Annotated in this window: 14 protein-coding genes and 1 pseudogene; all 15 read right to left on the bottom strand. The window is 52.4% G+C overall.

What is annotated here, in order from left to right; all coding sequences use genetic code 11:
• Positions 1-52: 52 nt before the first annotated feature.
• The 15 genes and pseudogenes from tnpC to DPO_RS16425 all read right to left on the bottom strand — a co-directional run bounded on the left by tnpC (position 53) and on the right by DPO_RS16425 (position 12,760).
• The gene (tnpC, locus tag DPO_RS16495; protein ID WP_006967314.1) at positions 53-1,630 is read right to left on the bottom strand and encodes an IS66 family transposase; all 1,578 of its coding nucleotides are present in this window, start codon (positions 1,628-1,630) and stop codon (positions 53-55) included.
• Positions 1,631-1,674: 44 nt separating this feature from the next.
• Positions 1,675-2,022: an IS66 family insertion sequence element accessory protein TnpB gene (gene tnpB, locus DPO_RS16490; protein WP_006967310.1), complete on the bottom strand. Its 348-nt coding sequence runs from the start codon at positions 2,020-2,022 to the stop codon at positions 1,675-1,677.
• A complete protein-coding gene (gene tnpA / locus DPO_RS16485; protein ID WP_006967308.1) occupies positions 2,022-2,345 on the bottom strand; it encodes an IS66 family insertion sequence element accessory protein TnpA in 324 nt (107 codons plus the stop codon). The genes tnpB and tnpA overlap by 1 nt, the downstream gene beginning before the upstream one ends.
• An 84-nt stretch (positions 2,346-2,429) precedes the next feature.
• Positions 2,430-2,645, bottom strand: coding sequence for a hypothetical protein (locus DPO_RS16480; RefSeq protein ID WP_006967307.1), 216 nt, complete (start codon positions 2,643-2,645; stop codon positions 2,430-2,432).
• A gap of 405 nt (positions 2,646-3,050) precedes the next feature.
• Positions 3,051-3,257, bottom strand: coding sequence for a hypothetical protein (locus DPO_RS16470; protein ID WP_040011984.1), 207 nt, complete (start codon positions 3,255-3,257; stop codon positions 3,051-3,053).
• Between the two features lie 76 nt (positions 3,258-3,333).
• Complete coding sequence (locus tag DPO_RS26600) at positions 3,334-3,657, bottom strand: Rossmann-fold NAD(P)-binding domain-containing protein (RefSeq protein WP_006967305.1); 324 nt, start codon at positions 3,655-3,657, stop codon at positions 3,334-3,336.
• Positions 3,551-3,910: an NAD-dependent epimerase/dehydratase family protein gene (locus DPO_RS26595; RefSeq protein WP_328284775.1), complete on the bottom strand. Its 360-nt coding sequence runs from the start codon at positions 3,908-3,910 to the stop codon at positions 3,551-3,553. The genes DPO_RS26600 and DPO_RS26595 overlap by 107 nt, the downstream gene beginning before the upstream one ends.
• Positions 3,911-3,954: 44 nt before the next feature.
• Positions 3,955-4,410: pseudogene (locus DPO_RS24660) on the bottom strand (transposase); the annotation flags it as partial.
• A 27-nt stretch (positions 4,411-4,437) separates the two neighbouring features.
• On the bottom strand, positions 4,438-5,394 hold the full coding sequence (locus DPO_RS16455) for a transposase (protein ID WP_040011983.1): 957 nt from the start codon (positions 5,392-5,394) through the stop codon (positions 4,438-4,440).
• A 91-nt stretch (positions 5,395-5,485) separates the two neighbouring features.
• Positions 5,486-6,784, bottom strand: a complete 1,299-nt coding sequence (locus DPO_RS16450) for a nucleotide sugar dehydrogenase (RefSeq protein ID WP_006967303.1) — start codon at positions 6,782-6,784, stop codon at positions 5,486-5,488.
• Between the two features lie 126 nt (positions 6,785-6,910).
• Positions 6,911-7,306: a MarR family EPS-associated transcriptional regulator gene (locus DPO_RS16445; RefSeq protein ID WP_006967302.1), complete on the bottom strand. Its 396-nt coding sequence runs from the start codon at positions 7,304-7,306 to the stop codon at positions 6,911-6,913.
• 184 nt (positions 7,307-7,490) lie between these two features.
• On the bottom strand, positions 7,491-9,053 hold the full coding sequence (locus tag DPO_RS16440) for a tetratricopeptide repeat protein (protein WP_006967301.1): 1,563 nt from the start codon (positions 9,051-9,053) through the stop codon (positions 7,491-7,493).
• Positions 9,040-10,272, bottom strand: coding sequence for a polysaccharide biosynthesis tyrosine autokinase (locus DPO_RS16435; RefSeq protein WP_006967300.1), 1,233 nt, complete (start codon positions 10,270-10,272; stop codon positions 9,040-9,042). The genes DPO_RS16440 and DPO_RS16435 overlap by 14 nt, the downstream gene beginning before the upstream one ends.
• Positions 10,269-11,801, bottom strand: a complete 1,533-nt coding sequence (locus DPO_RS16430) for a GumC family protein (RefSeq protein WP_006967299.1) — start codon at positions 11,799-11,801, stop codon at positions 10,269-10,271. Before DPO_RS16430 ends, DPO_RS16435 begins: the two co-directional genes overlap by 4 nt.
• A gap of 14 nt (positions 11,802-11,815) precedes the next feature.
• Positions 11,816-12,760, bottom strand: a complete 945-nt coding sequence (locus DPO_RS16425; protein ID WP_006967298.1) for an SLBB domain-containing protein — start codon at positions 12,758-12,760, stop codon at positions 11,816-11,818.
• Between the last annotated feature and the right edge of the window lie 53 nt (positions 12,761-12,813).

Below are 12,813 nucleotides of genomic sequence, written 5' to 3'. Positions count from 1 at the left end.
GTAAGCGGTCAATAAACCCCACCTTCTCACCGGGCCGGATTTCCGGTACTATTCATGGTGTTGGAACAGCGATTTGATCTTTGTCAATCTGTTGTGGGAGCAGCGCCTTAAAATCTTCATCGGACATGGCTTCTGGGAGATTCTCGAACAGGTGTTTCAGGTACCAGTAGGGTTCCAGTCCGTTGGCCTTGGCGGTTTCGATCAGGCTGTAAATGGCTGCGCTGGCCCGGGCACCCTCGGGCGTGCAGGAGAACAGCCAGTTCTTCCGTCCCACCACAAAGGGGCGGATGGCATTTTCAACCGCATTGTTGTCCGGACCCACCCGGCCATCCTCGATATAACGGATCAGACGATCCCATTCGTTCAGCGTGTAATTCACCGCTTTTCCCAGAAGGCTTTTGGGGGGCACTTTTTCAACGGTGGCATCCAGCCATTTTTTAAACTCTTCAAGAATCGGAACGGCTTCCGTCTGGCGTTTTTCATATATCTCACGGGGTGACAATTGATTCTCCCGGGCTGCTTTTTCAATCTTGTACAGCTTGCCGATATATTTCAACGCTGTAGCGGCATTGCCGACCGGTGTTTTGGTTTTGCGGCTGACTGCTTTGGTCACCTCCACAAATTTTCGACGGGCATGAACCCAGCAGCCCACATGAAGGATGTCCTTTTTTTTATCAAGAAACCCATAGCCCGAATATCCGTCCGTCTGGACGATTCCTTTATACCCGTTCAAAAATGATGCTGCCACATCTCCGGACCGGGAAGGATCGTAATGGTACAAAAGCACCGGCCTCCCCCGAGAGGTCCCCTTGAACACCCACATGTAACTTTTTATACGGCCGGGCTCCTTCAACACCCGCACCGGGGTTTCATCGATGTTGATCAGATCGCTTTGAAGCACCGCTTTTTTCATCATGTCCAGAATGATGTCACAGGCTTCCGCAGTTTTCATCGCCCATCCGCACATGGTGGATCTGGGGATCTCGACTCCCAGCCGTTTGAATTGCTTTTCCTGACGGTAAAACGGCAGGGCATCGGCAAACTTTGCAGTCAGGATATGAGCCAGAAGCCCGGGGGTGGCAATGCTTTTCGGGATAATCTGATCCGGCATCCTGGCAATAGACACGGCAGGTTTGTCATCCTCGGTCCCTTCGCAGTTTTTGCAGGCATATTTATACCGGATGTTCCGGATCACCCTGACTTGGGCCGGGATATAATCCAGTTGTTCAGATACTTCCTGTCCGCTACGCTCCCTGAGGCAACCGCAGCCGCACTGCCTTTCCTCTTCGCTGAGCTCGTGAATAACCTCTATGCGGGGCAGATTTGGCGGCAAGGGTTTGCGGCCACGTTTTTTGCGTGTATGTTCCTTAATGGTAACATCTTCCGGCTCTTCCTGGATGGGGAGATCCGGTTCAGGCATATCAAACAGGGGAAGCTGTCCGTCCGGTTTGTGGATTTTCTCTGTTTTACGGCCGAACAGTCTGTCTTGAAGACTTTTTATCTGTTCATTGAGGATTTTGATTTCAGACTGGTAATTACGCTCTTTCTGGTCGAATTCTCCGACCAGAGAAAACAGGTTTTCCTTTAATTCATCAATATCGTTTATGTCTGAAATCTTCTCGATGTTCATGTGCTGAATATAGCACAACCACGCGGTTTTTCATAGTTTTTTCTCTAAAAAATCATGGAATATTTCAACGGTTTGTGGGCCTGCTGAATGTTCAATCCCGCCACCAGCCAGGACAATTCTTTTTCCCCGATATTCATGACCTCTTTGTGGGTGCCGGGCCATTTAAACCGGTCTTTTTCAAGCCGTTTCTGCCAGATGCAGAATCCATTCCGGTCCCAATACAGGATCTTCAAAATGGTTCTGCTCCGGTTGCAGAAAACAAACAGATGGCCTGAGAAAATATCCAGCTTCATCTGTTCACTGGCGATAATGGAAAGGCCGTTGATGGATTTTCGCATGTCCGTTGCACCCAGGGCCAGATAGATCTTTACATCTGATGGAACGGTTATCATTACGACTCCTGCAATGTGACCAGGACCCGTTTCAATGTGTCTGCCGAAAAATCGTCCGGAATTTCAATCTGGCAACCCCGGGGCAGATTGAGCTTTAAAACATATGGGCCGGGGTTTATGGGTTGTGATGCCACCTGGACGAACTTGACCGGCAGGTTTCTGGATTTAAACCGGGCTTTCCAATACCCGAAGCGATGATAAACCAGATTGTGCTGCCGGCAATATTCTTTCTGGGAAAGTCCGGATTCTTCCCATTTATCCAGGTGGGTCTTCCAGAACTTGCGGAGTTTCTCCAGTTTTTCTTGTCTTGTTTCTGTTCCCATGATGCCTCCATTTTGAATTTTGGCGACATCATACTCCGGTGGGCGGGGCTGCGGAAGATGGGGTTTAATTACCGCTTACGTACATTAGAGGTTTTTCAACACGTCTTGAATTGTGGGAATCGGTTTTCCCATTTTTACATCTTTATGGGTCTGTCGAGCAGACTCAATAACCTTATCCCACATATTATCGTCTTCAACTTCAATGGTAACTGTCAGGAATTGATGTTCCTTGACATTGAATCTGTTACGTAATGAAGGGGGGAGTTCCGTCCCTTTTATATTTTTGATTGTAGTCGGCATTGTGACCTTTCTCAAATTATCATTTAAAAAACATGACATAATCTGATTATAGGGCTTTTTACAAAAAAAGCAAATTCCATGGTGGCATGGGGCCTGCGTTATTGTAGTTATTGGGGGGGGGGGGGAGTTTTAAGTTTTTTGGTCAGGGGAAATGTCGATAAATATCTTTTCGGTGCAATGCTTTTTCCAGAACGATAGCATCATCTTCCATCCTCAATCCTATCCTGTACTTTCCAAACCGAACTTTAAAACACAAGGGATAGCCTTTCATCTGTTCTATCACCCCCAGTTGGTGGAGAGAATCTGCTGCGGGGAGTGATTTAAAAACGAACTGTTCGATTTTTGTTCTTTGTGCTGCAGGAATCAGAGACAGTTCTTTTAAAAACTTTTTTCTGTATCTTACCTTCAATCGTTTTTAACCAACTGTTTGTAATATGTTTCAGCATCTGTCTGATCCAGCAACTCAGTTCCCTGGTTGTCTTTCATTAAATGAAACAATGCATAATCCTCGAGCAGCTGTTCGATTTTTTCAAAATCTTCTATGGGAATTTGAACGGCTATCTTTCGATTGTTTTCATCAACGATATATTGTTTGGTGATCAATTCCATCATAAAACTCCAATTCATCAAGATTACAGGCCTATTCTATCGCTAAGGACGGCAACAAGTCAATAGCTGGGGTTTTGGGTTATTGTCTGAAGTTGGCCTGGTTGGTTTTAAACCAGGTGTAGGCATCTGTCAGGCCCTGTTCCAGGGAGATGGACGGGGTCCAGCCCAGGGATTTGAGTTTGGTTACATCCAGGAGTTTGCGGGGAGTGCCGTCGGGTTTTGTGGTATCAAAGGTCAGGCGGCCGGTGAAGCCCGTGACTTTGGCGATGGTTTGGGCCAGTTCACGGATGGTGCAGTCAAGGCCGGTGCCCACGTTGATGTGGGACAGCATGGGTTGGGTGTGGGCCTGGAATGTGTCGGCATCCAGGTTCATGACGTGCACGGTGGCGCCCGGCCATGTCATCCACGTGCAGAAACTCCCGCATGGGCGTGCCCGATCCCCAGATCACCACTTCCGGGGCCTGCTGCCGGACGGCTTCGTGGAACCGGCGCAGCAGGGCCGGGATCACGTGGCTGTTTTCCGGGTGATAGTTGTCCCCGGGGCCGTACAGGTTGGTGGGCATGACGCTGCGGTAGCCTGTGCCATACTGGCGGTTGTAGCTCTCGCACAGCTTGATGCCGGCGATCTTGGCAATGGCGTAGGGTTCGTTGGTCAAAGGGGGTCAGACCCAATCAAGCATCTGTTGTTCCCACTGCCAGGTTATTGGTCCATAAACTTTCGCGACGTAAGGTGCCTTGCTGCAAAGTGTGCGCAACCAAATTCTTCATAATATGTCCTGAATTCATCCGGATCGGTTATCCCGCAACTGGATAGCAGGGCGGTTCGATCAATCAGCCGATACCGCCGGGGAGGATCTAAAATTTCATTATAGCTGCAAAATCCCCAGTCTTTTGGATGTTTCACAGCCCCTGCCCGAACCATGTTCAACTCAATATACGCCATGCATCTCAACAGATGAACCCCATTTTCAATGGCAGTGGTATAAAAACGATCCTCCCAGAAAGCACCCTTACGGTTTTTCCGGACGTTGTACGCCTGCCCTGTTTTGCCAGACAGCAGCTGCATGCTTTTGGAAATGACATCTTTACCACTATCCACGGCCAGCAGATGGATATGATTGCATGTTACCGCGTAAGTAATCACCCTGAGGCCATAACGTTTTTTAGCTTTTAAAGTTGGGGGTCAGGCCTGCGTTATTGTCGTTATTTGATCTTGAATTTGTGCCGCTTTTTCCTGAAGAGATTGATTTTTTTCAAGGCGGGCACGAAGGGCCTTCACCTGCCTGCTTAATCCCGGCATATCCCGGTTGAAATACCGGGCCAAATCAGACACCAGATAGCCGCAATGATCCACCCCGATGAGCGTGGCCATGGCTCTGGCTTGTGTCAGGTGTCTGGCGCGGCTCGCACTGGTCATCTCCCGGACCGGGACCTGGTAGACCCGGGCGACCAGATCCACCAGCGGTTCGATTCCGATCTGTGCCTGAACCGTTTCATTCTTCCGGCCGAGGGCTGCTTGGATGAAATTTTCATTGCCGAGGATCCGCCCTTCTGTGCGGCTGCCGTGGCGAAGCTTGCTCAGGAGTTCCTCACCCGTTTCCCGGCCCATGAAATGCAGATAAACGGCCCGCGCGTCCGGTTCTGTTGTTCCGAATTGTCCCAGTCCCCGGTCGATAGTCAGCCAGTCAGGCGGCCGGATTTTGCCGGCATAAGCCGCATGGCTGCTCCGGGGGTAATCCAGGGGATCGGTGACCATGCCGGCACGCACCGGATTCAGATGAATGTAGCGAATCAGCTCCTTGAGATAGGCATCCTTGTCCACAAGAACGGCCTTATACCGTCCCTGGAACACATGCCCTACCCGGTCATGCCGCTTGTTGAACCACCAGGTGTAGCGCTGAGAAATATTCTGCATCAGTTTTGACAGCGGCTCGTCCCGGACCTGCAGCGCCATATGCACATGATTTTTCATCCAGCAGTAAGCATGCAGCACAATCGCATACTGATCCAGCCCCTGGGCCAGAATGTCTTCAAAATATCTGCATTCGAGATCTTGATGAAAGACCGTCTGCCGGGCATTTCCTCTGAGCATGACATGGTACAGTGCTCCGGGATAATGGATACGTGATTTTCGTGCCATAATTAATTCGGGGTCGGGGTCAGGCCTGCGTTATTGTAGTTATTGTTCTATAATTTGTGACAATAACTACAATAACGCAGGCCTGACCCCATTAGAGTCGGCCGTGGGTGAGGGATTTGTCCAAGATGCCTTTGACATCGTAGATGATGGTGCCGGTTTGTTTGTGGGCGTTCAGGTCGATGGTCAAAAACTGTGTGTGGGCCACAGCCAGGATGATGGCGCTGTAGCCGTCGTTTTCAGGATAATGGGTCATGGTTTGGATGCCGTATTCGTGCATGACTTCGGACGGGGAAGCCCAGGGGTCGTACACATCCACATGCATGCCGTAGTCCGTGAGTTCGTGAACAATGTCAATGGCGCGGGTGTTGCGGATGTCCGGGCAGTTTTCCTTGAAGGTGATGCCCAGCATCAGGGCCCGGGCGCCTTTGACGGGTTTGCCTTTTTTGATCATCAGTTTGACCACTTCCGAAGCCACGTAAGCGCCCATGCTGTCGTTCATGCGGCGGCCGGCCAGGATGATTTCGGGGTGGTACCCGGCTTCCTGGGCTTTCTGGGCCAGGTAGTAAGGATCCACGCCGATGCAGTGGCCGCCTACCAGGCCGGGTTTGAAGGGCAGAAAATTCCACTTGGTGTTGGCAGCTTCGAGCACGGCATGGGTGTCGATGTCCATACGGTTGAAGATTTTGGCCAGCTCGTTGACAAAGGCGATGTTGATGTCCCGCTGGGAGTTCTCAATGACCTTGGCGGCTTCGGCCACCTTGATGGTGGGGGCCAGGTGGGTGCCGGCAGTGATGACCGATCTGTACAGGACGTCCACTTTCTGCCCGATCTCAGGGGTGGAGCCCGAGGTGACTTTTTTGATCTTTTCCACGGTGTGTTCTTTGTCGCCCGGGTTGATGCGTTCCGGGGAATAGCCGGCAAAAAAGTCGGTGTTGAATGTCAGGCCCGAGGTTTTTTCCACCACGGGGATGCAGTCTTCTTCCGTGGCACCGGGGTATACCGTGCTTTCGTAAATGACGATGTCCCCTTTGGCGATCACTTTACCCACGGTTTCCGAGGCCCGGATCAGCGGGGTCAGGTCCGGGCGGTTGTTTTTGTCGATGGGGGTGGGCACGGTGATGATGTAGATGTTGCAGTCGGCAATGTCATCAAGGTTTGTGGTGCAGTAAAGCCCGTTGGAGGGCGGCGGTTCCTGGGTGCGCGGTGCTTGTGTGAGAAGCACGCGCTGCAGGACATCATCTTCGACTTCCAGGGTGGCGTCGTGGCCGGACATCAATTCTGTGACACGGGTCTGGTTGATGTCATATCCCACGACCGGGTATTTGGCGGCAAAAAGCCGGGCCAGGGGAAGGCCCACGTAGCCGAGACCGATAATTGCAATTTTATTCATGGAATCAGGCCTGTTTTATGGGTTTTGGGGTCAAGGGTCAGGGTCAGGGGTCAGGCCTGCGTTATTGTCGTTATTGTTCTGTTATTTGTGACAATAACTACAATAACGCAGGCCTGACCCCGTTTTTTAGAGGTTTTTCAGGAGGGTGGGGTCGGTTTGGGCGACCTCACGGGTCAGGCTCCGGATCTGGGTTTTTATTTCTTCGTATTCTTTAAGGCGGCGTTTTAAAAACCGGACGGTGAGGCGCAGTTTTTCTTCAAATCCGCTGGGAGTCAGGATGTAGGCATACCGAATGTGATGGGTGCTGCCCTTGAAATTTTCCAGCTTGATGAACCCTTTTTCCTTCAGGCCGGTCAGGCAATAATTGACCCTCCCTAAGGCCACGCCCATTTTGCGGCTCAAATCCCGCTGGGACATGCAAGGGTTTTCCGCCAGAAGCTGTAAAAGCTGAAACTGGATGTGGAGTTGGTGCTGGGGGCTGGAGATTGGATTTTGGGTGCTGAATTTTGGGGGTCGGGTCATAGCTCCGCTCTGTCGGTTACATGGGGCGATTCCGGATAACCAATCGATTTTATTCATCGAACAAATTGGTTGTGTTCATCGAATGAACGACTATATTTGGGTTTGCCGGGGTTGTCAAGAGGGGGAAAGGGTTACGTTGTTAAATTTTGTGATCAGGGGGGGATGTTGATTGCCCTGCCCCGCGTCAGATATTGAGACGAAAATGCAGATCCTGGTAGGATGGGTTGTCCGGGGCCAGTTCAAGGGCTTTGGCAGCCAGGGCCAGGGCTTTGGTGCGCTGGGCAATGCGCTCGTATGCCAAAGCGGCCCGGTATGGGAAATCAGCCCGGTCGGGTTTGAGGGCAAAAGCGGCCTCCCAGTCTTTGGCCGCGGGTTGGAATTTTTCCTGATGCCACCTGGTCCAGGCCCGGAAATCGTAATACCCGTAACTTTTGCCGGAATAGGTTTCCATGGCCCGGGTGACGGCCAGTTCGGCGGCAGCGTATTTTTTACGGATGTTCAACGCCTGGGCGAAGAGATAGTGATAGGTGTGGTTGTAAGGATCCAGGCGGGTGGCCTGCTGGCTCATCTCCTCCATGGTATCCCAGTCTTTTTCCTTTTGGGCGATTTGCGCCCGCAAAATGCAGGCCGGGGCCGTGGGGGCTGTTTCAATGATCTGCCGCAGTTTTTCTTTGGCCAGAAACACCTGGTCCATGTCCAGGTAGCACCGGGCTGTGACCAGGTCCAGGGTCGGAATGGACAGATGGGACCCGTCAAGATAATCGCCGAAAGACAAAAAAGGAATCAACGCCTTTCGGGACTTGAACACCCCATAGATCCGCCGCAGATACCCTTGCGGGTCCGGCGAGGTTTCCAGGGTTTTGACAAACACGGGATAACTGGCCTCGTACCGGCTGTCCTGCACCAGCAACGATCCCAGATGCAGAAAATCATTGGCCGTGTTGGCACCAGGATCATGGGCAAGATATGTTTCAAACCAGGAAATGGCGGCCGTCAGATTGTTCTGGTCCCTGTACATCCGGGACAGGGCAGCCAATGCCTCCCGGGGCCGGATATTTTCCGCAACGGCCTGTTCCAGGCCCTGAACCATGGCTGGAAACAGATCCGGGGTATAAAAAGATTCTTTTTTCAAATTGCCGTAACCCGGGGGATAAATCCGGGTCATTTCCGTGACCAGGTCCGGGATCTGATGCGGCCGGCCGGTTTCATAAAGATATCTGGCATGGGCCTGGCGCACGGAAATGCCGGCCGGCCGCAAGGTTGTGGCTGCCAGGTACAAAGGATGGGCGTTGTACGGATTGGGAGTGCCGGGGAAACGCCAGGGATGGAGCCGTTCCAGGGAATGTTCCGTGCGGGCCAGCCAGAATGCCGTGAGATAATCCCCGGGTTCAATGGCTTGTGCCGCCTGAAGCCGGGTCTGGGCCTCGGCCATGTTGTCGAATACCTCCCGGGTCAGCCCCGTGGTGCGCCAGGTTTCCGTGGCCTCTTGAAACAGGGCCTGGCCGTGAAAGGTGTTCTGATGAAACCGGTCGGATGCCGTAAACAGGGTGTTTTTTAAAATGCCGGGCCGGGCGGATGCCGCTTGTTCAAACGATGACACGGCCCGGGCATAATCCCCGGTCCGCATGGCGTTGATCCCCTGCTGGGCCAGAAACCGGGGTCGGATCACCAGCACGCAGGCGGCCAGAAACAACGCAAGAACAAAAAGGACCAGGCCCGGCAGAAACCGGCGTTTATTTACTGCCATAATAGGATGTATAGTACTTCTGGTAGTACTTGTAATACCCCTCTTTTCTCATGTCCACCTGGTTGAGCACCATGCCGATGATGGGCTGTTTCACAGCCTTGAACTGGTCCACGGCATCCTGGATGATTTTTCGGTCCGTGTTGCCGGATTTGACCACCAGCAAGGTGCCGTCGACCATGGGTGCGAGCAGCAGGGCATCCGTGGCCGGGGTCACGGGCGGGGTATCGATGATGATGAAGTCGAACCGGGTTTTCAACGTATCAATGAGAAACGCCATGCGGCTGGACCCCACCACCTCGGCCGGATTGGGCGGGGTCTTGCCGGCCGCCAGGATGAACAGGTTGTCCACATCCGTGGGAAGCACGGCGCTTTCAATGGCGGCATTGCAGTATTTCAAAGTGTTTTCGCCGATATTGAATTCCGCAAACAGTTTTTCAAAATCAAGATTCTGGGGGACGTCGATCTTTGACTGGTCCCGGGGGGGCGGTGAGAATTCGAAAGAACCCGTTTCCATGGCTGATACGGCCCGAATGGCTTCAATGGTATGGACAGAAAGCGCCCGGGACAGGTCTTTCCGGGAAACCAGCCCCATGGTATGCAAAATATTGCCCAGATAGTGGGCCGAGGTTTTCTGGTGGCTCAACGCCAGTTGGGCCTGTTCTTCAGTCAGCAGGTTATCCCGGATCAGAGTGTTGACCAGTTGCTTGGATTCCGGCCGGTTCATCCAGGAAATATCGATCATTTTTCCTTTGTCAAACACAAGGGCTGCCCGGGTGTCTTTATTTTTCAGGTCCAGACGGACCGACCGCTTCTGAAGCCGGGTCAGCTGGATCAGATCGGCAATGGCAAATTCGTCCAGGCTGCCCTGGGTCAGATGCACCCCGAACACTTCCGTGACCAGTTCGGTCACGCCCAGTTCCGGTTTGGCCGCCACCAGGGACGTCAAATAAGGGCGCCGCAGATCACCGTCTACAACCAGGACCTGACGGTCCGTCTGGGCAATGGCATGTCCCAGGTTGATGGCCGTGGTGGTCTTGCCCTCTTTTTCCACGGCACTGGTCACCACAATGGATTGCACCTCATTGTCCATACCTGAAAAAAACAGGTTGGTGCGCAGGGTCCGGTAGGATTCGGCATACCTGGAATTGGACGGAAAACTGACCAACAGTCTTTCTCTGTCGGATTCTTTGGATCTTTTTTTATTCTTTCTGAAAATCAATGATAGGCTCCATAGGAAACGGATTTATCTGCTTTGGGAATCACGGACAGCACGGGCAGGTTGAAATGCTGCTGAATGTCTTCTTCCGTGCGCACAGTCTGGTCCATGTATTCAAAGAAAAACGCCAGGCCGCACCCGAAAAACACCCCGAGCACCATGGCCAGCAGCAGGTTGCGCTTTTTGTTGGGGGAGACCGGGCCGACGGGTACCTGGGCCGTTTCCACGAGCCGGATGTTGGAGGTGTTGGCCGTCTGAAGAATATTGGATTCCTTGATTCTTGACACCATCAGATCATACAGGTTTCTGGAAGTGTCCACATTGCGCTGGAGAATGGTATATCTTAACTCTTTTGAAGAAGTGTCCAGGGCTTCTTTTTCAAACTCGGCCAGCGTGCTTTCCAGTGTTTTTTCCCGGGCAAACAGCACCTTGCGCTCGGATTTGAGATTTTCCTTTTCCTTGGCAATCTCCTGGGCCAGGCTGTTTCTGGTTTTTTCCAGTTCCGTCTGGGTCTGAACGATCCTGGGGTGCTTGCCCTTGTATGTCTTGGCCAGCCGGGACAGCTCGATCTCCAGATCCACAACTTTGGCATAGATGCTCTCGATAATGGGGTTGTTGATCAATGAACGCACATTGGCCACCCCTTTGAGCGTACCCAGGTTTTTTTCCAGTTCATTGATCTTGGCGTCCAGCTCCAGGCGTTTGTTGCGGGTTTCCAGGTATTTATTGTTGAACTCCTGGATTTTCTGTTCCGCCAGTTTCTGCTTGCCCTCGATGGAAAACACCATATTCTCCTGCTTGTAGTCAAAAAACTTCTGCTCGTCATCTTCCAGTTTTTTTCTCAGGTCATACAGCTCTTCGTTGAGCCAGGCCAGGGTCTGCTTGGAGGCGTCCATTTTGTTGGCCAGGTTGAATTCCATGAATTTGGCTGCCAGGGTATTGGCAATGGCTGCTGCCAGTTCCGGGTCCTTGTCTTTGACGGATATGTTGAGCAGCCGGGTGTCTCTGATCTGCTCCACCGTGATTTTGCTTCTGATGGCAGACACCAGCCCCTGGAGCCGCCGATTTTCCGTTTCCTCCGGTGTCAACCCATCTTCCTGTCCATCTTTTTTTATCAGCAGTTTGATATTGGCCTTGAGTTGGGACAACCACTTTCTGAAAGGGTTGATTTCCAGATCTTTTTCCTGTCCGCCTTTCCGGGCATCCAGGTCCAGGGCATCGATCACCATTTTGATCACGGGCGTGGATTTGATCATGTTGATGGAAGTGTTGAATGTCATGGTCTGGGAATGGTAGGATTCATAGTCCGTGCGCTCACCCGTGATGGGGGAACTGGAACTTTCCTTGTCAAGGATCAGTCTGGCCGAAGATTCATACACGGGTGCCACGGAATAGCTGTAAAAAGCCGTGGCCAGCACCGTGAGGATGAACACCAGGATGATCAGGGTCCGCCGTTTCATGAGCACCATCAGGTACTCGGACAGATGTATTTCTTTTTCCTGAAAAAAAGATTCAGAAGGGGTGTCTTGCATAGGGTCTCCTTGGGTTACAGCCATGATTCAGGAATATGGATCCGGTCGCCGGGCTGAAGGGGCAAATCCGGCGCATCCCCGGTCTGAACTTTTTTAAGATCAATGGTGATCACGTTACGTTCCGAGTCGGTCTGCCGGATGATCCGGGCCCGGTTGGGGGCGGCAAACTGGTCAAACCCGCCGGCCATGATGCAGGCGGCCAGGGCCGTCATCCCGGGTTGAAAATCAAACACCCCGGGTTTTTTAACCTCGCCCTGGACATAGATCTTGGTGGCGGCCTGGTTCAGTTTGGTGCCCGGCGGAATATACACGGTATCTCCCGTGGCCAGGCGGATGTTTTCCGTCATGTCGCCTTCATCCAAAAGCCGCTGCAAATCCACGATAATGGGTTTGGTGCCCCGGATGGACTGGGTGGGCACTTCCGCGTCCAGCTCCTCCAGTTCTTCCATGGCCGGTTCTTCGGCCATCCGCACCGGGTCTTTCATGCCCCGGAGTACATAGGCCAGGTTGCCCCGCTCCGGGGTCACGCCCCCGGCTTTGGCGATCAGGTCCATGATGGTGGGCATGAAATCCAGGGAAAACACCCCGGGTTCTTTGACGGCCCCGGAAATGAAAAATTGAAGGCTGCGGTATTCCTTGATCTGCAAGTGCACCTGGGGGTCCACAAAAAAGTCTCTGGCCAAAGGAGGAATGATCTGTTTTTCCAGTTCATTGATGGTGAGACCGGCTGCCGGCAGTTTACCGATGAACGGCACGGTGACATCGCCCGTATCCCCCACCACCATCTCTTTGGCCACCTGCTCTTCTCCCCCGGCCACAATGGATATCCGGACCACATCACCGGCACCCAGGCGGTACACGGCATCATCGGATGCGGCCGTTTCCGGACAGGGCACCCATACCAGCCACACGAAAAGCCCCAGAAAAGCCACCCAACTGAACTTTGAAAAATCCTGCATCATATTTCCATTTGTGTTATAAAGCATTGCAAAAAAATAATGGTATAAAGATC

It is taken from the genome of Desulfotignum phosphitoxidans DSM 13687, assembly GCF_000350545.1.
Lineage (GTDB): Bacteria > Desulfobacterota > Desulfobacteria > Desulfobacterales > Desulfobacteraceae > Desulfotignum > Desulfotignum phosphitoxidans.
The sequence above is the reverse complement of the archived record's forward strand: the minus strand, read 5'-3'. Positions and strand labels throughout refer to the sequence as shown.